Annotated in this window: 19 protein-coding genes and 1 other RNA gene; 14 read left to right on the forward strand and 6 right to left on the reverse strand. The window is 70.7% G+C overall.

The window, feature by feature from the left end; translation table 11 throughout:
* Position 1 precedes the first annotated feature (1 nt).
* Entirely contained in the window at positions 2-709 is a 708-nt protein-coding gene (locus EV382_RS30335; protein ID WP_130407524.1) for a ComF family protein, read from the forward strand.
* 247 nt (positions 710-956) lie between these two features.
* The gene (hpf, locus tag EV382_RS30340; protein WP_130407526.1) at positions 957-1,592 is read left to right on the forward strand and encodes a ribosome hibernation-promoting factor, HPF/YfiA family; all 636 of its coding nucleotides are present in this window, start codon (positions 957-959) and stop codon (positions 1,590-1,592) included.
* Positions 1,593-1,655: 63 nt separating this feature from the next.
* Here the strand turns inward: hpf and EV382_RS30345 are convergent, their stop codons facing one another.
* Complete coding sequence (locus tag EV382_RS30345) at positions 1,656-2,753, reverse strand: GNAT family N-acetyltransferase (protein WP_244236861.1); 1,098 nt, start codon at positions 2,751-2,753, stop codon at positions 1,656-1,658.
* A gap of 11 nt (positions 2,754-2,764) precedes the next feature.
* Complete coding sequence (locus tag EV382_RS30350; RefSeq protein ID WP_130407530.1) at positions 2,765-3,916, reverse strand: GNAT family N-acetyltransferase; 1,152 nt, start codon at positions 3,914-3,916, stop codon at positions 2,765-2,767.
* 168 nt (positions 3,917-4,084) lie between these two features.
* On the opposite strand from EV382_RS30350, the gene secA reads away from it, so the two are divergent.
* A complete protein-coding gene (secA, locus tag EV382_RS30355; RefSeq protein ID WP_130407532.1) occupies positions 4,085-7,009 on the forward strand; it encodes a preprotein translocase subunit SecA in 2,925 nt (974 codons plus the stop codon).
* A 545-nt stretch (positions 7,010-7,554) separates the two neighbouring features.
* Here the strand turns inward: secA and EV382_RS30360 are convergent.
* On the reverse strand, positions 7,555-8,166 hold the full coding sequence (locus EV382_RS30360) for an Rv3235 family protein (RefSeq protein ID WP_130407534.1): 612 nt from the start codon (positions 8,164-8,166) through the stop codon (positions 7,555-7,557).
* A gap of 288 nt (positions 8,167-8,454) precedes the next feature.
* Entirely contained in the window at positions 8,455-8,682 is a 228-nt protein-coding gene (locus EV382_RS30365) for a helix-turn-helix domain-containing protein (RefSeq protein ID WP_130407536.1), read from the reverse strand.
* A 216-nt stretch (positions 8,683-8,898) separates the two neighbouring features.
* Here EV382_RS30365 and EV382_RS30370 point away from each other — a divergent pair, with 216 nt between their 5' ends.
* Complete coding sequence (locus EV382_RS30370) at positions 8,899-9,408, forward strand: DUF6912 family protein (protein WP_130407538.1); 510 nt, start codon at positions 8,899-8,901, stop codon at positions 9,406-9,408.
* A gap of 115 nt (positions 9,409-9,523) precedes the next feature.
* Here EV382_RS30370 and EV382_RS30375 read toward each other — a convergent pair whose 3' ends face one another.
* Positions 9,524-10,657 carry a hypothetical protein gene (locus tag EV382_RS30375; protein ID WP_244236862.1) on the reverse strand — a complete coding sequence of 378 codons (1,134 nt, stop codon included), beginning with the start codon at positions 10,655-10,657 and terminating at the stop codon, positions 9,524-9,526.
* Between the two features lie 394 nt (positions 10,658-11,051).
* On the opposite strand from EV382_RS30375, the gene pruA reads away from it, so the two are divergent.
* From pruA to EV382_RS30420, 9 genes are all read left to right on the forward strand, one after another.
* Positions 11,052-12,680 (forward strand): L-glutamate gamma-semialdehyde dehydrogenase, encoded by a 1,629-nt coding sequence (pruA, locus tag EV382_RS30380; protein WP_130407540.1) that lies wholly within the window; start codon positions 11,052-11,054, stop codon positions 12,678-12,680.
* A gap of 174 nt (positions 12,681-12,854) precedes the next feature.
* Positions 12,855-13,370, forward strand: coding sequence for a PadR family transcriptional regulator (locus EV382_RS30385; protein WP_130407542.1), 516 nt, complete (start codon positions 12,855-12,857; stop codon positions 13,368-13,370).
* Between the two features lie 64 nt (positions 13,371-13,434).
* Entirely contained in the window at positions 13,435-14,556 is a 1,122-nt protein-coding gene (prfB, locus tag EV382_RS30390; protein WP_130407544.1) for a peptide chain release factor 2, read from the forward strand.
* A gap of 118 nt (positions 14,557-14,674) precedes the next feature.
* Complete coding sequence (gene ftsE / locus EV382_RS30395; protein ID WP_030331491.1) at positions 14,675-15,355, forward strand: cell division ATP-binding protein FtsE; 681 nt, start codon at positions 14,675-14,677, stop codon at positions 15,353-15,355.
* A 67-nt stretch (positions 15,356-15,422) separates the two neighbouring features.
* On the forward strand, positions 15,423-16,298 hold the full coding sequence (gene ftsX, locus EV382_RS30400; RefSeq protein ID WP_130407546.1) for a permease-like cell division protein FtsX: 876 nt from the start codon (positions 15,423-15,425) through the stop codon (positions 16,296-16,298).
* 148 nt (positions 16,299-16,446) lie between these two features.
* Positions 16,447-16,926 carry an SsrA-binding protein SmpB gene (gene smpB, locus EV382_RS30405; RefSeq protein WP_030331487.1) on the forward strand — a complete coding sequence of 160 codons (480 nt, stop codon included), beginning with the start codon at positions 16,447-16,449 and terminating at the stop codon, positions 16,924-16,926.
* A 104-nt stretch (positions 16,927-17,030) separates the two neighbouring features.
* Positions 17,031-17,406, forward strand: a transfer-messenger RNA (tmRNA) gene (gene ssrA, locus EV382_RS30410).
* A gap of 182 nt (positions 17,407-17,588) precedes the next feature.
* Entirely contained in the window at positions 17,589-18,098 is a 510-nt protein-coding gene (locus EV382_RS30415) for a hypothetical protein (RefSeq protein WP_130407548.1), read from the forward strand.
* Between the two features lie 45 nt (positions 18,099-18,143).
* Positions 18,144-19,097, forward strand: coding sequence for a hypothetical protein (locus EV382_RS30420; RefSeq protein WP_130407550.1), 954 nt, complete (start codon positions 18,144-18,146; stop codon positions 19,095-19,097).
* Positions 19,098-19,102: 5 nt separating this feature from the next.
* Here EV382_RS30420 and mdlC read toward each other — a convergent pair whose 3' ends face one another.
* A complete protein-coding gene (mdlC, locus tag EV382_RS30425; protein WP_130407552.1) occupies positions 19,103-20,698 on the reverse strand; it encodes a benzoylformate decarboxylase in 1,596 nt (531 codons plus the stop codon).
* A gap of 324 nt (positions 20,699-21,022) precedes the next feature.
* On the opposite strand from mdlC, the gene EV382_RS30430 reads away from it, so the two are divergent.
* Positions 21,023-21,613, forward strand: coding sequence for a YqgE/AlgH family protein (locus tag EV382_RS30430; RefSeq protein ID WP_030490862.1), 591 nt, complete (start codon positions 21,023-21,025; stop codon positions 21,611-21,613).
* Positions 21,614-21,640 lie beyond the last annotated feature (27 nt).

Below are 21,640 nucleotides of genomic sequence, written 5' to 3' on the forward strand. Positions count from 1 at the left end.
GGTGAGCGGGCTCTGGGCGGATCTCGCCGACCTGGTGCTGCCCGCCGACTGCGCCGGTTGTCGGGAGCGCCGACCCGGCCTACGGCACGGGGTCTGCCCCGCCTGCGTCGCGGCGCTGGACGAATTGCGGCCCCGGGCGGTCCGCCCCAGTCCCGCCCCGCCGGGCCTGCCGTCCTGCGTCGCACTCGGCCCGTACGCGGGTCCGCTGCGTGCGGCGCTGCTGGCGTACAAGGAAGACGGCCGGCACGGGTTGGCCCGCCCGCTCGGCGCCCTGCTGGCCGAGGTCGTCGCGGCCGCCGTCGGCGAGGCGCGTCCGCTGGCGCTGGTTCCGGTCCCGGACACCGCGGCGGCGGCCCGGTCCCGGTACGGGGACCACCTCGACCGGCTGGCCCGGCACTGCGCGGCCCGGCTCAACCGGGGCGGTTGGTCGGTACGGGTGCGCCGCCCGCTGCGGGCGCTGCCCCGGCCCGACTCGCTCACCCTGGACAGTGCCGGGCGGGCGGCGGCGGCCGAGGCGGCCTTCCAGCCCCGCTCGACCGGGCCGAACCGGGGCCGTGGCGCGAGCGCGGCACCGGTCGTGGTGCTGCTCGACGACATCGTCACCACCGGCGTGACCCTCGCCGCCGCGAGCCGGGTGCTGACCACTGCGGGATGGGCGCCGGGTGTTGCCGCGGTGCTCGCGGCGACCGAGAAAAGACGCCAGTTGTAACCGACTGTGTTTCCGTTTCACCCGTTGGTGTATGAGCTGCGAAAAATTCTGGGCCGTCTCGGCAACTTGGGGTGACTGCCGGGCGAACAGGAGTTAGCGTTTCGCTGTCGGGGGTAGGAGGTTCGTTCCACCCGCCCCCGGCGGTGAGAGGAGGCGTAGCCGTACCAACCGGTCGACGCCAGCGGGTCTCCCCAGGGCGCGCGACCGGGCTAACCGGATCGAAGACCGTCCGAAAAAGGGAGGTCACGTGGACATCGTGGTCAAGGGCCGAAACGTCGAAGTGCCGGACCATTACCGGGTGCACGTAGCCGAGAAACTCGCAAAGATCGAACGCTACGATCACAAACTCATTCGTGTCGATGTCGAGCTGTTTCACGAGCGCAATCCGCGCCAGGCCGACCACTGCCAGCGGGTGGAGATCACCTGCGTTTCCCGGGGTCCGGTGATCCGGGCCGAGGCCTGCACAAACGACTTCTACAGCGCGCTCGACGCGGCCATCGCGAAGCTCGACACCCGGCTGCGCCGCGCGGCCGACCGCCGTCGCGTACACCGGGGCCGGCACGCCCCGATCTCCGTCGCCGAGGCCACCGCGGGCCTGCCCGTCGCGGACCTGGTGTCTCCCGCGCTGAGCGCGCCGGGCGACGGCGCCCGCGCCGGCACCGCCATCGCGGAACGGGTCGAAGAGGAGCACGACGACCAGCCGTGGCACATCGCCCGGGAGAAGGTGCACCCGGCGGAGCCGATGACGATCGACGACGCGCTGTTCGAGATGGAACTGGTCGGCCACGACTTCTACCTGTTCCAGGACAAGGAGTCCGGCCGTCCCAGCGTCGTCTACCGACGCCACGCCTACGACTACGGCATCATCTCCCTCGCCACCTGACCGGTAGCCCTCGCATCGATCATGGAGTTGTGGTGGGAACGCCCACCACAACTCCATGATCTGTCAACGGAGGTCGGCGGGGAGCAGCGCGAACGTCAGGTCGTCCAGCCGGACGCCGGCCAGCCCGGGCAGCCGGCCCCGTTGCAGGCCCTCGCGCTGGAACCCGACCCGTTCCAGCACCCGGTGCGACGCGGTGTTCTCCGGCACCGTGCCGGCGGTCAGCCGAGCCACGCCGACCGGCCCGAACGCCCAGTCGACGAGCAGCCGCAGCGCACGGGTGGCGTACCCCCGGCCGCGCCACTCGGGCAGCAGCGCGTAGCCCACCGACGCCTCACCGGCGGCCACATCGGTGTACGACAGCCCGCAACTACCCGCCCGCTCGCCCGTGGCCGCGTCGATGATCAGGAGCCCGGCAAGGTCACCGGTCAGCCAGGCGCTCTCGGCGAGCCGGCAGCGCCGTGCGATGGACTCCCGCGTCGGGGGTACCGGCGGCGCCTGGTTCGCCACCGTCTCCGGCCGGCTGTGCAGCGCGTACATCATCTCCGCGTCGTCCGGGCCGCGCCGACGCAGCGTCACCACCTCGTCGGTGAGCACGCCGTCGGGCAGGTCGGGCAGCAGCCGGGCGGCCGGGCCGGGCGGATCACCGGCGAGTCGTACCCAGGCCAGCAGGTCATGGCGCTCCGCTTTCCGGTCCGCAGTGGCCGATCGGCGCAGCCCTTCGTAGCGGAAGCCGGCGGCGAGCGCGACCCGCTGGCTGGGCGTGTTCTCCGGGTGGGTCAGCAACTCCAGTCGGGCGGTCCCGTTCGCGAGGACGTGATCGCTCAGCGCGCGGGTGCCCGCCGTGGCGACCCCAAGTCCGCGCGCCGCAGGGCGTACCCAATAGCCGATTCCGGCCTGACCTCGGGCGGGCGCCAGATTGTTGAGAGCCACCATGCCCAGCAGTCGGTCCGTGGCTGGGTCCGCGATGGCGTACGCGGCCCCGCCGCCGGTCCAGGCCGCCGGGGCGCCGACGTCGATCCACCAGCGGGCGTCGTTCTCGGTGTACGGCGTCGGCGGGCCTGTCATGAAGCGTTGGCTGACCGGGTCGGCCAACCCGTCGACCACGTCCGCGGTGTCGTCGGCGCGGAACGGGCGCAGCCGCACCCCGTAAGCCTCGATCACCTGCGGGAGGCTCACCGCAGGTCTCCGGCGAGCAGAGCGGCCACCCACGCGTCGGCTCGTTCGCCCCGGTGCTGCACCCCACCGCGGGCGGTTCCCTCGAACGAGAAGCCGGCCTTCTCCGCCACCCGACGGGAGGCGTCGTTGCCGACGTTCGCCTTCCACTCGACCCGGGCCAGGCCCAGCGCGGTGAAACCCCAGGCGCTCAGCGCGAGCAGCGCGGCCGTCATGTAGCCGCGACCACGGGTGTCGGGCGTGGTCATGAACCCCACGTCGGCCAGCAGCGGGTCGGCCGGGGAGAGCCGCAGGTCGATGGTGCCCGCGTAGCTGTCGTCGGGGTCGGCGATCACGAAGCAGGCGGCGTCCCCCCGAGCCCAGGCGTCCCGGCCGTACGACTGGTAGCCCTGCGCGTCGGCGCGGGTGTACGGGTCCGGCACGTTCGTCCAGCGGATGGTCTCCGGGTCCTGGCAGGTCTGCACCACGGCGTCCAGGTCCTGCGCCTCCATGGGCCGCAGCCGCAGCTCGCCCACCTCGGTCGTGGCGAACAGGACGGGCTGCGGGCGGCCGAAGACGGCGGCCCGCCGTGCGACGAGGGTGCCTGGTCCGGCCGGACCGGTCGACCCGGCGGGCGGCACCTCGCCGGGCAACAGCGAGCCGATCCAGCCGTCCGCGCTGCCGGGCGACGCCGGGTTGGCCAGCCGCAACCGGCCGTCGACCCGGAAACCGGCCCGCAGGGCCACCAGCCGGGAGGCGTGATTGCCCACCTCGGCCTGCCAGATGAGCCGACGAAGCCCGAGGCTGTCGAAGGACCAGCGGGCCACCGCCCGGGTGGCCCGGACCATCACGCCCCGACCACGCGCCCAGGGAGCCGTCCAGTAGCCGACCTCACCGGTGCCGTCCTCGTCGATCGAGATCAGCCCGCAGGAACCCAGCAGCTCCCCGGTGCCCGGGTCGCACACCGCGAACGGGGCGCCGGTGCCCTCGGCCCAGGACTTCCGGCTCATCCCGGTGACAAATCCGTGCGCGTGTTCCGGCCGGTATGGGCGCGGTACGGTGGTCCAGCGCTGAATGTCGGGGTCCTGGCAGGCACGGTGTACGGCCTCGGCATCCGCCTCTCGCCAGGGCCGCAGCAGGACGCCGTCCTCGATGATCTCCACGGGCTCCACTCGTGCATCCTGCCGTAGCGTTCGCCTACGGCGTAACCGGATAACGTCTGGGGCGTGTGTAGGACGTGAATTATGTCGGGTTCGGCGGGGTCGGGCACCGCCACCAGTGACCATCGCGCCGATGGAGCGCCTACGATGGTTCGAGACTGTCTAGGGGAGCGTTGATCCGTGTCGATTCTGGAAAAGGTCCTTAACGCGGGCGAGGGCCGAATGGTGCGCCGGCTCAAGGCCATCGCCGCCGCCGTTAGCTCGATCGAGGACGACTACGTCAACCTCACCGACGAGGAACTGGCGGGCATGACCGAACAGTTCCGGGAGCGGCTCGACGAGGGCGAAACCCTCGATGATCTGCTGCCGGAGGCGTTCGCGGTGGCCCGCGAGGCGGCGGCCCGCGTGCTGGGCCAGCGCCCGTACGACGTCCAGGTGATGGGCGGCGCGGCGCTGCACTTCGGCAACATCGCCGAGATGAAGACCGGTGAGGGCAAGACGCTGACCTCGGTCATGGCCGTCTACCTCAACGCGCTCTCCGGCAAGGGCGTCCACGTGATCACGGTCAACGACTACCTCGCCCAACGTGACGCGGCGTGGATGGGCCGGGTGCACCAGTTCCTCGGGCTGACCGTCGGCGTGGTGCTGCCCAACCGGCCGGCCAGCGAGCACAAGGCCGCCTACGAGTGCGACATCACCTACGGCACCAACAACGAGTTCGGCTTCGACTACCTGCGCGACAACATGGCGTGGTCGAAGGACGAGCTGGTGCAGCGTGGGCACAACTTCGCGGTGGTCGACGAGGTCGACTCCATCCTGATCGACGAGGCCCGCACCCCGCTGATCATCTCCGGCCCGGCCGAGCACTCCGCCCGCTGGTACGGCGAGTTCGCCGGCGTGGTGGCCCGGCTCCAGCCCGGCACCGACGGCGAGGGCGACTACGAGGTCGACCACTCCAAGCGCACCATCGCGGTGACCGAGCGGGGCGTCGCCAAGGTCGAGGACCGGCTCGGCATCGACAACCTCTACGAGTCGGTGAACACTCCGCTGGTCGGCTACCTCAACAACGCCATCAAGGCCAAGGAGCTCTACAAGCGCGACAAGGACTACATCGTCAGCGACGGCGAGGTCCTGATCGTCGACGAGTTCACCGGTCGCATCCTGCACGGCCGCCGCTACAACGAGGGCATGCACCAGGCGATCGAGGCCAAGGAGGGGGTGGAGATCAAGCAGGAGAACCAGACCCTGGCCACCATCACCCTCCAGAACTACTTCCGCCTCTACGAGAAGCTGTCCGGGATGACCGGTACGGCGCAGACCGAGGCGAGCGAGTTCAACAAGGTCTACAAGGTCGGTGTCGTGACGATCCCGACCCACCGCCCGATGGTTCGCGAGGACCGGCCGGACGTCATCTACAAGACGGAAAAGGCCAAGTTCAACGCCGTCATCGAGGACATCGCCGAGCGGCACCAGATGGGCCAGCCGGTGCTGGTGGGCACCGTGTCGGTGGAAAACTCCGAGATCCTCTCCCAGCTGCTGCGCCGCCGCGGCATCCCGCACAACGTGCTGAACGCCAAGTTCCACGCGCGGGAAGCCGAGATCGTCGCCCAGGCCGGGCGTAAGGGCGCGGTCACCGTGGCGACCAACATGGCCGGCCGCGGCACCGACATCCTGCTCGGCGGCAACGCCGAGTTCCTCGCCGCGAACGAGCTGCGCCAGCGCGGCCTCGACCCGCTGGAGAACGAGGAAGAGTACGCCAAGGCGATGGAGGAGGTCCTGCCCACCTGGAAGCAGGCCTGCGACGCCGAAGCGGACGAGGTCGCCGCCGCCGGTGGCCTCTACGTGCTGGGCACCGAACGGCACGAGTCCCGGCGGATCGACAACCAGCTGCGCGGTCGCGCCGGCCGGCAGGGTGACCCGGGCGAGTCCCGTTTCTACCTGTCCCTGCAGGACGAGCTGATGCGGCGCTTCCGGGCCGGCGCCGTCGAGGCGGTGATGGAGCGCTTCAACATCCCGGAGGACGTGCCCATCGAGTCGAAGATGGTCACCCGGCAGATCAAGAGCGCCCAGGCCCAGATCGAGGGTCAGAACGCCGAGATCCGTAAGAACGTGCTCAAGTACGACGAGGTGCTCAACAAGCAGCGCCAGGTCATCTACGCCGAGCGGCTCCGCGTGCTCAACGGTGAAGACCTCTCCGACCAGGTCCGCAACATGATCGACGACACCGTCGAGGCGTACGTGCGGGGGGCCACCTCCGAAGGCTACGGCGAAGACTGGGACCTTGAGCAGCTCTGGTCCAGCCTCAAGCAGCTCTACCCGGTCGGCGTGACGATCGAGGAGTTGGAGGAGGAGGCCGGCGGCTCCCGGGCCGGCATGGACGCCGACTTCCTGGTCGCCCGGCTCAAGGAGGACGCCAACGCCGCGTACGACCGGCGCGAGGAGCAACTCGGCACCGAGGGCGTACGCCAACTCGAGCGGATGGTGCTGCTCCAGGTCATCGACCGCAAGTGGCGTGAGCACCTCTACGAGATGGACTACCTCCAGGAGGGCATCAACCTCCGGGCGTACGCCCAGCGCGACCCGGTGGTGGAATACCAGCGCGAGGGCTTCGACATGTTCGCCACCATGATGGACGGCATCAAGGAGGAGACCGTCGGTTTCCTCTACAACATTGACGTCCAGGTGACCGAGCCGGAGCCGGAGGCGGGGGCCGACGAGGTCACGCTGCTCGACAAGCCGGTGGAGATCCGGGCCAAGGGCCTCAACCAGGCACCGCAGCGGCAGGGCCTGCAATACTCCGCGCCGACCATCGACGGAGAGTCCAGCCCCGGCGCGATCGCGGTGGAGCAGGCCGAGCAGCAGGCGCCAGCGCTCGGTGTGGGCCGCCCGGCTCCGGGTGCCCCGGCGGCACCGGGGCAGAGCGCGCCGTCCGCCCCGCAGCGGCCGGCGACCGGGCTGCGCGGCCCGGCTGTCGCGTCGGCCGCCCGTCGACCGGCAGCGAACCAGGCGGACGCGAGCAACGGGCCGTCCCGCAACGCGCCGTGCCCGTGCGGCTCGGGCCGCAAGTACAAGCGCTGCCACGGCGCCCCCAACGGCGGCAACTGAGCGACAGCCTCTGAGCGACGGGTCCCGGCCGACCAGGCCGGGGCCCGTCGCTGTCTTCCAGCCCTGCCCGGCGGACAAACCGCCCACCTCGGCGCGTTTCCCGCGGCCCACCCCGATGATCCACTCGCCTTTCAGGAAAGCGGGCCATCCCCGCCGGCCGGACAACCCGGTTTCCTGAAACCCGAGTGGATCACCCTATCCAGCCCGGTGTGGCCCTGCCCGGTCGTTGTCTGGCTCAGTTCGGCGTCGGCCGGTCCGGCCCGGCCTTGGTCCGGTCCGGTTTGGTCCTGGCCCCGGCGTGGTTGCCCCGGCGTGGCCGGGCCGGTGTGGCCCGGCGTGGGCCGCCCCTGGCTCGGCGTGCTCTGGGTGGTTCGGCGTCGGCCGGGCTGGCCCGGCCCGGCGGGTGCTCGCGTTTGCCTGGTCTGGCTCGGGTCGGGGTGCGTGCCCTGGCCTTGTTCGGGGGGTGCTCGCCCTAACCTGGCCTGGCCCGGGTGCTCGCCTCGGGGCCGGCCGGTGTGGGCGGGGTTGGGGATCGACCGGGGTGGTCAGAGCACGTGTAGGGCGGTGCAGAGCCAACGGCCCCGGCGATGCTCAATGCGTAACGCCATTGCCCAGCTTCGGCCGCCCGCGCCGGTGAGGACGGCTGCCGCCTCCACCGCGGTCTCCCGGGGTTCGCAGACTCGCAGGCGTAGCAACCGGACCTGTGGCCGGCCGCTGCGGCGGCGAGATGTCCCGGCCCGGCCGGATGCGCGGGCGAGTTCGGAAAGCAGGTCGCCCGCTCGGGCCGGGTCGAGCAGCGCTCGTACCTGGGTTGGTGAGCGGTAACCGTTGATCACTTCCAGGCAGGTGCCGACGAAGCGGTGCGCGGCTCGGGTGGTTTCCGGGGCGGTCGCCAGCGGCAACGACGCGACCGGGTGGGTGGCGGTGGACCGGGTGGGCACCGGGCGCAGGGCTGCTCGCCGCTCCGGCGGTCGGACGGGGTTGGGTCGGACGGGGCTGGGTCGGGTGGAGGCGAACAGGTCGAGGGCGAGCTGACCGTCGGTCGGTGCCTGCCAGTACGACTCGTCGGTCTCGTCGACGTACGGCGGGTCAAAGGGCGGGACGGGGCGCAGCCGCACGGGTGGTCGGGAAGGACCGGGTCGCGCTCCGCTCATCATTGCCCCCAGGATCTTGCGTTTACCTTCGTTTGCCTCCGGCAGGCTCGATTCTGGACGACAGAATTGCCTCGGTCAATGGCTTCGTGGCAGCCGTCGCCCGACAAGCAGGTGATCCACTCGGGTTTCTTGATAACGCGGTATCCCGGCGAGCTTGATACCCCGACTTCCGTAAAGCCGAGTGGATCATGCTCGTGCGCGCCCCTCGCCGGGCCGGACGGGCCGTACAGGGTGGGCCGGGCAGGACGGGCCGGACAGGACGGGCCGTGCAGGACGGGCTGCGCGGGACCTCTACTCCGGGTCGCGGTCGATCAGCGGGTTGCTCTGCACCCAGTCGGCGGTCTCGTCGTACTTGCGCGCTATGTACTCTTCCAGCCGGGCGCGTTCGACGCGCCACTGGCCGCGCCCGCCGATCTTGATCGCCGGCAGTTCGCCGCTGCGCACCATGTGGTAGACCTGCGAATCCGACACGTTGAGCTCGGTCGCCACGTCGGAGAGCAGCAGGAACCTCGGCTCCACAGAAACTCCCGGGGTTGACGTCGTTTGGCTCAGTTTGCCACCGACAGCCCTGTCCGCCCAGCGCCGGACCGGGCCGGTGGCGGGTTGACCGTGCGGGACACACCGGCTGGGAACTTCCTCCGACCGGAGGTGGGGTGTATGACGGTCACGGCGTGCGGCATGATCTGCGCCCGTGCCGGCGGCCGCCGGTGGAGGACGATGCGGGGGAGACAACCGGTGACCGACGAGCTTGTCCGGGTGTACGTGCCGGCGACCGTACCGATGCTGGCCCGGCTGCGGGAGGAGGGCCTCGCCGCCGGTGAGGCGCACGCCGTGACCCCGGCGCTGCGCGAGTGGTACGCCGAGGGCGATGAGGAGGAGTTGGAGTACGTGGCGTTCACCCGGGCTGCCCAGGACGCCCTGCACCTGCTCCGGGCCGACCCGACCGCTCCCCGCCGTCGCGTCGTCGTCTCCGTCGACCTGCCGTCGGGCGCGATCGGACGCGGCGACGGTGAGCTGGGCTCCAGCACCGTGATGTTGACCGACGCTGTGCCGGTGGGCGCTGTCGCGGCCATCCATGTGGACGGCGCGGACGCGGCCGAGGAGGTTGGCGCGGCGGCGGACGTGGTGGCCGAGGCGGCCGCTGGTGACCCCGACGCCCAGTTCACCGTCGATGGCGCCGAGGACCACGAGCTGGAGTGGTACGACGTGACGGAGCTGGACCAGGTGCTCCGCGCGGCCGACTGAGCCGAACCTTGACACCGCCGACTGAGCCGGCCACCCGCCCCGGCCACCGGCCGCAGCGAGACACCGCCCTGGCGGCAGCCGGACACCGGCAGCCGGAGCCGGACACCACTCGGCGTCAGCGGGCCGGGTCCGCCTTCGTCGAGTCGGCGTTGGCGGTCTCAGCTGCGCCGCCGTCGAACGCCTCGGCCGGGTCCGCGTCGAACGCCTCGGCGTAGCCCGGCTTGTCGTCCTCCGGGTCGACCTGGTCGGCGGCTGGGCGGGGGTCGGCGGCTGGCTCGTCGTCGTCGCTCTGGGCGGGGCTGAGCGTGCGGCCGAACGCGATGAGCGCGGTCAACGCCCCCACGAAGAGCACCCAGATGCCGTTGTCCACCCGCGAGGTGCCCAGCGAGGTCTGCGCCACCGCGTCCGCCTCGCTGAGCGCGCTGGCGAGGTCGAGCAGCGACCGGCCACCGATCCGGATGATCACCTCGGCGAGCAGCAGGAGGAGCCCCGGGCCGGCCCCGGCGAGCAGGTACGCCGGCCAGCGCAACGCCGGGGTTCCGGGGTCGCGGCGGACGGCTCGACGCCGGGCCCAGGTCAGGTAGCCGAAGGCCAGGAGCCCGGCCAGCAGCCCGGCGACGAGCGATTCGGTACGGGACACCCACTTGGCCGCGTTGATCAACGATTCTTGGCTGTCGCCGGCGCCGAAGAGGTCGAAGAGCGGGTCCCGGGCGCGGCTGAACGCGACCACGAAGATCAGCGTGCCCAGCGCGGCGGTGACCACCGCACCGATCGCCGGTGCGGTCCGCGCGGCGGCCAGCGCGCCCCCGATGATCGCGGCGGCGGCCGTGGTGCCGGCGATCACGTTGGTGGTGGACGTGTCGAAGTAGGTGAGGTTGATGGCCACCGCGGCAGCGAGCCCGACCAGCATTCCGCCGCCGATCGCGCCGGCGAAGCGCAGGGTGGCCCAGTCGCCGTAACGGCGGGCCAGCAGGTTGCCGCCGGCCAGCGCGACGGCCGCCCCGGCCACCAGCGCGGCTGAGATCACGCCGGGCAGGGCGAACGCGGAGAGACTGATCGCGGTGACGCCGGCCGCCGCCGAGGCGATCGCCTCCCGGGTGGACCAGAGCATGGCGGCCAGCCACCCGAGCGCCAGCAGTGCGAGCACTGCCGCGCCGGGCGCGGGCAGCGGTCGGCTGTCGGTGCTGGCCGTGTCGACCGCCGGCTCGTCCGACTCGGCGGCCGGGACGCGGCCTGGCTGCTTGGTCATCGTCTCCCCTTCGAGGCGGCAGGTCACCGACCATTCAGGGTACGCGGGCCCGTTGGGCCGTCCGCCGCCCCGGGACGGCCGGGTGGGACACGGCTCAGCCGGGCTCGACGGGCAGCTTCCCCGCATGGCGGCGCCCAGGGGTGCCATACCGGGGGCGAGGTGTCGGCCCGACCTGCGGGGGATCGTCGGATCGAGACCGGTCGGTAAGGGGAGGAGGGGTGGGGCGGTCCTTGGCGTAGGGCGGTGGCGGAGGCGGGTCGTGCGGGGTGTCGTGGGAGAATCACGGGAGGTCCCGCCGCTGCTCGGTCTCCCGGGCGGCGTCCGGTGTCCGGCCGTCCGGTCGGTGCCCGCGGGTCCGGTTTCGCCACCGCTGTCGAGATCGCCAGGAGCCTTGATGGATGCCGTGTTCTCCGTTCCCGAGCCGCGCAACGAGCCGGTTCGCAACTACGAGCCGGGCAGCCCCGACCGGGACCGGCTCCAGCGGCGGCTGACCGAGCTCGCCGCCGAGCGCATCGACCTGCCGATGACCATCGGCGGTGAGCAGCGGATGGCCGGTGGCGACCCGATCAACGTGGTGCAGCCGCACAAGCACGCCCACGTGCTGGGGGTGACCGCGCACGCCACCCACGACGACGCGCGTGCCGCGACCAAGGCGGCGAAGGACGCCGCGCCGATGTGGCGGGCGCTGCCCTTCGAGGAGCGTGCCGCGATCTTCCTGCGCGCCGCCGAGCTGCTCGCCGGGCCCTGGCGCGACACCCTCAACGCCGCCACCATGCTCGGCCAGTCGAAGACCGCGATCCAGGCGGAGATCGACGCGGCGTGCGAGTTCATCGACTTCCTGCGGTTCAACGTGCACTTCGCGCGTCGTCTGCTCGAGGAGCAGCCGGCGTCCTCGCCCGGCGTCTGGAACCGCTTCGACCACCGCCCGCTGGAGGGCTTCGTCTACGCGGTCACCCCGTTCAACTTCACCGCCATCGCCGGTAACCTGCCGTCGGCGCCCGCTCTGCTGGGCAACACGGTGGTCTGGAAGCCGGGCCCGACCCAGCAGTTCGCCGCGCACTTCACCATGCGGCTGTTCGAGGCCGCCGGCCTGCCGCCCGGTGTGATCAACATGGTCACCGGCCGGGGCGAGGAGGTCTCCGATGTCGTGCTCGCCGACCCGGATCTGGCCGGCATCCACTTCACCGGTTCGACGAAGGTCTTCCAGCAGTTGTGGCGGACCGTGGGCGACAACATCGCCCGTTACCGGGGCTACCCGCGTCTGGTCGGCGAGACCGGCGGCAAGGACTTCGTCGTCGCGCACACCAGCGCCGACGTGGACGCCCTGCACACCGCGCTGATCCGCGGCGCGTACGAGTACCAGGGTCAGAAGTGCTCGGCGGCCTCCCGGGCGTACGTGCCGCGCTCGATCTGGGAGGGTGGCCTGCGGGACCGCCTGGCCGCGACCGTCGAGTCGCTGACCTACGGTGACGTGGCCGACTTCAGCAACTTCGGTGGCGCCGTGATCGACGACAAGGCGTTCGCCCGGCACACTGCGGCGCTGGAGCTGATCGCCGGCGACGACAGCTGCCGGGTGCTGGCCGGTGGCACCGCCGACGACTCGGTCGGCTACTTCGTGCGACCGACGCTCTTCGAGTGCGGCGACGCCGCCCACGAGACCTTCACCACCGAGTACTTCGGGCCGATCCTGGGCGTGCACGTGTTCGACGACGCCCGTTTCGACGAGGTGGTCGCACAGGCCGAGTCGATCGCCCCGTACGCGCTGACCGGCTCGGTGTTCGCCACCGATCGCCGGGTCGTCGAGTCGGTCGGCGAGCGGATGCGGTACGCGGCTGGCAACTTCTACATCAACGACAAGCCGACCGGCGCGGTGGTCGGGCAGCAGCCCTTCGGTGGCGCCCGCGCCAGCGGCACCAACGACAAGGCGGGCTCCTGGCTCAACCTGGTCCGCTGGATCTCCCCGCGGACGATCAAGGAGACCTTCGTGCCGCCGACCGACCACACGTACCCCCACATGGGCTGACCGGCGAGGACCGCCGGCGGCGCGCGTGACGCCGCCGGCGGGTGCCCGGATGTCGCAATCCATCGATAGTCCTCAACGGACAGTCTGTGGCCGACAGTGCACTTAGGAAGTCCTGTCGGGTGGCAAACCGGCAAATCCTGGACGCCGCGTGCGCAAAGTGGCAGCGTAGTGGGCATGGCGGATTCCGGAGTCAACCCTACGGCGGCGGCCCTGCTCGGCCTCCTCCACGAGGGCCCGATGACAGGCGGTCAGTTGATGGCCGCCGCTGAGCGCCGTCTGGCGCCGTACTGGTCGATGACCCGCAGTCAGGTGTACCGCGAGTTGCCGGTGCTGGCTGAGCGAGGTTTTGTGCGGCTCGGCAAGCCGGGCCCGCGGATGAGCCAGCCGTACGCACTGACTGCCAGCGGAAAGCGGACGTTCTCCCGCTGGCTCGCGGAGAACCCGGGGCGGGACACCATCCGCAACCCGATAGCGCTCCGCATGGCCTTCGGCAACCTGCACTCCGCCAGCCAGCTCAAGGGCCTGTACGCCTCGGCCAATGAATATCACACCGAGGCCCTCGCCCAGGTCCGGGAGCAGGTGAAGAACGCCAAACGGGAAGGCGACACGTACGACGCCAGCGCGTTGGAGTTCGCCGTCGCCTACCACAAGGCGGCCCTGTCCTGGCTGAAGTCCGCCCCCGTCGGGTGATCTTCGGCGGGTTCGCGCATAGGGAACGAGCTGCTCCGCTCCCGGCACAGTACGCTTGTCTGTCGTGACCGCTGCCGATTACGCCGAACAGCTCAAGGAACTCGACGCGACCCTGCGAAACATCGAGGCCGTCCTCAACATCGACCGGCTCCACGAGGACAAGGCCCGCCTTGAGCAGGAGGCCTCCGCCCCCGACCTGTGGGACGACCAGGCCAAGGCCCAACAGGTGACCTCGCAGCTGTCGTACGTCAACGGCGAGATCAGCAAGCTGGGCAGCCTGCGTTCCGGCCTCGACGACGCCCAGGTGTTGCTGGAGCTGGCCGAGGCCGAGGCCGACCCGGGTGTGTTGACCGAGGTCGAGTCGGAGATCACCGGGCTGACCAAGGCCATCCAGGAGATGGAGGTCCGCACCCTGCTCTCCGGCGAGTACGACTCCCGGGAGGCGCTGGTCGCCATCCGGGCCGGCGCGGGTGGCGTGGACGCGGCGGACTTCGCCGAGATGTTGCTGCGGATGTACCTGCGCTGGGCGGAGCGGCACGGCTACCCGACCGAGGTCTACGAAACGTCGTACGCCGAGGAGGCGGGCCTGAAGTCGGCCACCTTCGCGGTCAAGGTCCCGTACGCGTACGGCACGCTCAGTGTCGAGTCGGGCACGCACCGGCTGGTCCGGATCAGCCCGTTCGACAACCAGGGTCGTCGGCAGACCAGCTTCGCGGGCGTCGAGGTCCTGCCGGTCACCGAGCAGACCGACCACATCGACATTCCGGAGAACGAGGTCCGGGTCGACGTCTACCGTTCCTCCGGGCCGGGTGGGCAGAGTGTCAACACCACCGACTCGGCGGTGCGGCTCACGCACATCCCGACCGGCATCGTGGTGACCTGCCAGAACGAGAAGTCCCAGCTGCAGAACAAGGCCTCGGCGCTGCGAGTGCTCCAGGCTCGACTGCTGGAGCGCAAGCGCCAGGAGGAGCAGGCCAAGCTGGAGGGGCTCAAGGAGAACGCGGCGGGTTCGTGGGGCGATCAGATGCGCTCCTACGTCCTGCACCCCTATCAGATGGTGAAGGATCTCCGAACTGAGCAGGAGACCGGCAATCCGAGCGCGGTCTTCGATGGCGAGTTGGACGGTTTCATCGAGGCCGGTATCCGTTGGCGCAAGCAGCGGCAGCTCGCCAACGACGGTGCGTGACGGTGCGCGGGCGGAGCGCGTCATCGATCTCCAGGTAGAGGCCTGATTCGACGACTCGCGCCGGTTCGGCGGGGCGTGGGGCTTGGCTCAGTTGTTACACCGCGTAGACTCACCACCCGTGATTCAGCTTGAGCAAGTGACGAAGACGTACCCGAAGGCGTCCCGGCCTTCGCTCGACAACGTGTCCGTCTCGATCGAGAAGGGCGAGTTCGTCTTCTTCATCGGTCCATCCGGCTCCGGCAAGTCCACGATCATCAAGATGCTGCTGCACGAGGTGGCCCCCAACAAGGGACGCGTCGTCGTCAACGGCAAGGACGTCACGTCGATGCGCTCCTGGAAGCGACCCCACTTCCGGCGTTCGATCGGCTGTGTCTTCCAGGACTTCCGGCTGCTGCCCAACCGCACCGCGTACGAGAACGTGGCGTTCGCCCTCGAGGTGATCGGCAAGACGAAGGCGGTGGCCCGCCGTGTCGTGCCGGAGGTGCTGGAGCTGGTCGGTCTCGGTGGCAAGGAGCACCGCTACCCGCACGAGCTCTCCGGTGGTGAGCAGCAGCGGGTCGCCGTCGCCCGGGCGTTCGTGAACCGTCCGCTCATCCTGCTGGCGGACGAGCCCACCGGAAACCTGGACCCGGACACCTCGATCGAGATCATGCGTCTGCTGGACCGGATCAATCGCACCGGCACGACCGTCGTGATGGTCACCCACGACTCCAACATCGTGAACCAGATGCGCCGCCGCGTCGTTGAGATCGAGAGCGGTCGCATCGTGCGTGACCAGGCCCGCGGCGTCTACGGGTGAGCCGGCGCTCCACCCCTGCGCAGCCTGACGACGAACACCTCATGCCGGAGACCCGGAGGAAATCCCGATGCGCGTGAAATACGTCCTGTCCGAGGTACTGGTCGGACTGTGGCGCAACGTGACCATGTCCATCGCGATGATCATCACGATGGCGGTCTCGCTGACCATGCTCGGCGCCAGCGGTCTCATGTACCGCCAGGTCGACGACATGAAGGACCTCTACTACAAGAACATCGAAGTCTCGATCTTCTTGACCCAGGAGGTGACCGAGCAGGAACGCACTGAGCTGCAGACCAAGCTCGACAGCGACCCCCTGGTGAAGGATGTCCTCTACGTCGACAAGGACGAGGCGTACAAGCGCTTCAAGGAGATGTACCAGGACGCGCCGGACCTGGTGAACGCGGTCAAGCCCGACCAGTTGCCCGAGGCGTTCCGGCTCAAGCTGAACAACCCGGAGCAGTACAAGGACGTCTACGACCAGTACAAGGACACGGCGGGCGTCGAGGAGATCATCGACCAGAGTCGACTGCTCGACAAGATCTTCAACATCCTCACCTCGATCCAGAACATCGCCCTGGCCGCCGCCATCGTGATGGCGATCGCGGCCCTGCTGCTCGTCGCGAACACCATTCAGGTGGCCGCGTACAGCAAGCGGCGTGAGGTGGCGGTCATGAAGCTGGTCGGCGCGTCCAACTGGTTCATCCAGGCGCCGTTCGTGCTGGAGGCCGTGGTGGCCGGCCTGATCGGTTCACTGCTGGGTCTGGTCGCCCTGGTCGCGGCGAAGTATCTGCTCTTCGACGGGTCGTTGAGCGCGTTGCAGGGTCTGCTCTCGCCGATCACCTGGGGCGACATCCTGTTCATCTTCCCGCTGATGGCCGGCGTCGGTGGTCTGGTCAGCGCGGGCACCGCCTGGATCACCCTGCGCTTCTACCTGCGGGTCTAGGCACCGTACGGGTCGTCCCGTCGCCTCTCGGGGACCCTCCCGCAGCCGGAAATAAACGGCGCGGGAGGGTCCTTGTCATTCGGGTAGCATGATCGGTTGTCCGGCCGGGGTGAACCCGGCCGCGGGCGACGGAGAGGGGGTGGCACCGATGCCACGGGAAAAGGGGCGCAAGGTGGTCGCCTCCAACAAGAAGGCGCGCCACGACTACGCCATCCTCGACACGTACGAGGCGGGCATGGCGCTGACCGGCACCGAGGTCAAGTCGCTGCGGGCCGGGCGTGCGTCGCTTGTTGACGCGTTCGCGCAGGAACGTGACGGCGAGTTGTACCTGCATGCGATGCACATCCCGGAGTACACCCAGGGCACCTGGACCAACCATGAGCCCCGGCGTACCCGCAAGTTGCTGCTCAACCGGGGCGAGATCGACAAGCTCGTCGGCAAGACCCGCGAGGGTGGTTTCACCATCGTTCCGTTGCAGGTCTACTTCTCCGACGGCTGGGCCAAGGTCGAGATTGCCCTGGCCAAGGGCAAGAAGTCGTACGACAAGCGTCAGGACCTCGCCAAGCGCGACGCGGACCGGGAGATCGCCCGGGTGTCCGGTCGGCGAGGCAAGGGAATGGACGACTAGTTCATCCTGTTTGTCCGGGTCGGCGTGCCGGGCCGGGGCTCGGGATGAAAGCGGTTGCGGCAGGCGTTAGTCTTGTCAGTGCCGCCACATCGGTGGCCTGTCGAGGGGGTGACTGGTTTCGACTTCGTACGCAGCGACAGGGGAAGCGAGCCGAGGAAGCCGACGTCGTCTCGAGAATCGGTCGTCGGAAACTTATAAGCGCCAAGAACAATCGCGCTGACTTCGCTCTCGCCGCCTGAGGCGAGTAGCTAAGTCTGTCGGCCTGGGAACGCCTTCGTCCCAGTAGCCGGCATCAGCTAGGAGGCTGGCCAATCGGACCCGGTCGCGGGGTCCGTGCGGCGAGATTAATCAGCGACTGGGCCCGTCACACCAACTTGCTCGCGTGAGCGGTGGGGCCGAGTAGAGGCACAGCGAGCTGCGCTCGGAGAAGCCCTGACAAACCGGCGAAGGACCCGGGTTCGATTCCCGGCACCTCCACCACCTCGAACGAAGCGCCCCGGCCCACCAGCCGGGGCGCTTTGTTGTGCGCACCAGGACACCAGTGCGACTCCTGGGGTCAGTGGGGCCAATGGGGCAGAAGAGGCAGCCCACGGCCCTGGACAGGGCGGGCCGGGCAGGCTCACCATCGCGATATGGGGTAGCAGCGTCGCGCGGGAGGTGCCATGGTCACCGGTCCGGTCCAGCAGCCGTCACTCGTCGCCCGATCGCGCGTCCCGCATCCGACCGGGCCCGCCGCCGATCCACCTCCCGTCGGTCTACCCGGCGAGCCGCGCCCGGCCGGTCTCGCCGGTGACGTACACGCCCTCGGCCGGGCGGTCGCCGTCACCAGCACCGGGCCACGCTGGCGCGAAGACGTCCTCCTGCGGCTGGGTCCGGTGCGCCAGGGCTTCGCCGAACACGTCCGGGCCACCGAAGGACCCACCGGCCTCTACCGGGAACTGCTCGCGCAGTCACCGCGACTGGACCACGGCGTGCGGCTGCTGACCCGGGAGCACGCGGTGATCGTCGCCGCGATCCTGGCGGCCCAGCAGATCGCCGAGCGGCCCGGGACGCACCCCGACGAGCTGCGGCATCGGGTCGGGCACCTGCTGCGGAGGTTGGCCCGGCACCGCCGGCGCGGCGCCGACCTGCTGTGGGAGGCGTACCAGACGGATCTGGGTGGCGAGACCTGAGCCCAGGTCCGGAACCGGCCGGTCGGCGGACGCGTCGAACCGTACATGCGTCGACTTGCCTCGCTGTTCGTACTCCCGTTACTGCTCGCGGCGGGTTGCGCCGCGACCGACGCCGGTCCGGCCGGCGACCAGCGCCGCCCGACGCCCGGGGCGGAGGCGTTCGACCAGCGGGCCGCTCAGGTCGCCGAGGGGTGGCGGCCCGGCCCGGAATGGAGCACCGGGTACGTGCCGCTGGAGGGGCCGACCCTGCTCACCGGTGACCCGGGCTTCACCCCCGAGACCGAGGCGGCCTTCCGGTCCGGGTGGTACCGGGCCGAGGTCGCGATACCGCCCACCCGGGTCGGCGCCGAGATCCGCTTCCCGGACGGCCGGCTGACGTTGCCGTTGGTCAGCGCGGTCGAGGCGTACCGACAGCTCGATCAGGGTGATCCGCTGCCCTGCCCGGGGCGACCGAAGCGGCCCGGCCGGCCCACCCCCGGCGGCCCCACCGTCGAACCGGGGCCGGACGGCTGGACCACCAGCGCCACGCAGACGGCCTGCCTCCCGCTCACCGTCACCGGGGTGACGTTGGACGCCGTGCCGGTCCGCACGAGCCGGGGCGTGGCGCAGGTGCCGGCCTGGCTGTTCACCATCAGGGAACTGGCCACCCCGGTGGCCCAGCTCGCGGTCGCGCCGACGGCGGTCACACCCGTACCCACGCCCACTGCGCCGGCCGGCCCGCTGCCGGACGGGTTCGTGGCGGCCCAGGACCTGGCCGCTGTCGACGACGCCCGGTTGACCGTGCGGCTCGGCGTAGGCGCGTGTGACACCGGGATCACGCCGTTGGTGTGGGAAGGGCCGGACGTCGTGGTGGTCGGTGGCCGGGTCACCCCGGCCACCGGCCAGTGCATCGCCGTGCTGAAGCTGGAGCCGGTCACCGCCACCCTCGCGGCGCCGCTGGGCGCCCGGCCGGTGCTGGACGTCGTCACCGGTGCCGTCCTGTCGATCCGGGCGCGCTGACCGGGTCAGAGGATGCTGGGCACGTCGGTGCTGATCGGCACCGCCAACACGGTGGGCCGGTCGGTGTGCAGTCCGACGGCGAGCGCCGCGCCGAGCTGGTCGGGGGTCTCCACCACCTCCGTGGCGCAGCCGTAGCCGGCCGCGATCGCGACGATGTCCAACCCCGGCAGGTCCAGGCCGGGCACCCCGGGGGTGTGCTTCAGCTCGGCGAACGCCTTGAGGATCGCGTACTGCTGGTTCACCGGGACGACGACCACCACCGGCAGTGCCAGCCGTGCGGCCGTCCAGAGCGCCTGCACCGAGTAGTGGAAGGAGCCGTCGCCAATCACCGCCACCACCGGGCGACCGCGCCCGGTGTCCCGCTCGGCCAGCGCGATGCCGACCGCCGCCGGCAGGCCGTAGCCGAGGCCTCCGCTGGCCATCGTGAAGTACGACGCCGGCTGGGTGATCCGCAGCTGACGACGCAGCGCGGACAGATTCGACGGCGACTCCTGAACCAGCACACCGTCGGTCGGCCAGTGGTCGGCCAGCGCGGCGAACAGGGCGTCGGCGCTCAGCGGGGTGCCGACCTCGGGCGGTGGCAGGGCGTCGCGTCGCGCGGGCGCCGGCCGGCCGCTCGGTGGCACCCGTTCGACCAGCGCGGTCAGGGCCAGCCCCGGGTCGCTGAGCAGGCTGTCACCGACCGGGGCGCGCGCTGCCTCGTCGGGGTCGTCCGTGACGTGCAGCAGGCGGGCGCCGTCGGGCAGGTGCCCGCCCGGCACGTACGGGTAGTAGCGGAACACCGGGGCGCCGACGACCAGCACCGTGTCGTGTCCGCGCAGCGCCTCGGCGAGTGGTCCGATCGCGTACGGCAGCACGCCGCGGAAGTGCGGGTGGTCCTCGGGGAACACGGCCCGCTCGGTGGCGGGAGCCGACCAGACCGGCGCGGCGAGTCGTTCGGCCAGCGCCACGGCGGGCGACCAGCTCGCGGCGCGGTCCACCCCCGGCCCGTACACGAGCACCGGGTTGCGGCTGCCGGCCAGCACCCGAACGAACTCCGTCAACCGCTCGGGGTCCGGCGCGAACCGGGTGGCCACCGTTCGCGGCGCGGGCGGCGGGTCGGCGGTCTGGGCCCAGTCGTCCATCGGCAGGGAGAGGAAGACCGGCCCGGCCGGTGGTTGCACCGCCGTCGCGTACGCCCGCAGCACCGCCGCGGGAATGTCCTGCGCCCGGGCCGGCTCGTAGGCCCACTTCACGTACGGCTGTGGTAGCTCGGTGGGCCGGCGGTTGGCCAGCCGGGGTTCGAGGAGCAACATTTCCCGCGTCTGTTGGCCGGCGGTGACGATCAGCGGGGTCTTGTTGTGCCAGGCGGTGACCAGGTTGCCCATGCCGTTGCCGGTGCCCGGGGCGGTGTGCAGGTTGACGTGGGCGGGTGCTCCGCTGGCCTGGGCGTAGCCGTCGGCCATCGCGACGGCCGTCGCCTCGTGCAGCGCGTGGACGTAGTGGAAGTCGGCGGGGAAGTCCTGGAGGAACGGCTCTTCGGTGGAGCCGGGATTGCCGAAGACGGTGGTCATGCCGAGGGTGCGGAGCACGTCGTACGTCGCGTCCCGGACAGTTGCCATCGCCACCCGCCTCCGTGTCGCGGGCAGGGGCAGCCGCCTTCACCCTCCCGATCAGCCGAATCTATCGGGATGTGACGGACCTTTCGGGCGTTTCTCGGCCGCCGGTCGCCCGGATCCGTCGATCACCGGAAGGTCTGTCGACGGATGTATCAACTCTTCGACTCAACTGTCTGATCACCCGCCGGTCAGACCTTAGCCAGCACCCGGGACGCAGGCTATGGTGCCAGGCATGGCGTTGACAGCGCGGCTGAACCCGATGCGTCGGGTGGATCCGGTCGAGGACCGGCCCCCGGCGCGGGCTCACGGTTGACGGGTGTGTGGGGCATGCAGGGAGAGGGCCAGGCGATCGGCGGACGAGCGATGGAGTCGATGACCGGACGGCTGCTGGTCGCGACTCCGGCGCTCAAGGACCCCAACTTCGACCGTACGGTGGTGCTCCTGGTCGCCCACGAGCCGGGCGGCGCGCTCGGCGTGGTGCTGAACCGGGCCACCGAGGTGCCGGTCGCCGAGGTGCTCGGTGACTGGAGCGACCTGGCCCGCCATCCGGCGGTGCTCTTCGAGGGTGGTCCGGTGCAACCCGACTCGGCCATCTGCCTCGCCCGGATGCGGCACCCGATGCGCCGGCTGAAGGGCTTCCACCAGGTGTCCGGGGCGGTCGGCACGATCGACCTCTCGGTGGACCCGGAGCGGCTGCGGGAGAGCATCGGGGGCATCCGGGTCTTCGCCGGGTACTCCGGCTGGGGCAGCGGCCAGTTGGAGCAGGAGATCGCCGACGGGTCCTGGTTCGTGCTGGACGGGCTGCCCGGGGACGCCTTCGTCGACCGGCCCGACGATCTCTGGCCGATGGTGCTGCGCCGGCAGGGCGGGATGATGGCCGCCGTCGCGCACTTCCCGCCGGACGTGGCGCTCAACTGAGGCCGGCTCGGCAGGGGACCCCCGCGA

The sequence above is a fragment of the Micromonospora violae genome, assembly GCF_004217135.1.
Taxonomy (GTDB): Bacteria; Actinomycetota; Actinomycetes; order Mycobacteriales; family Micromonosporaceae; genus Micromonospora; species Micromonospora violae.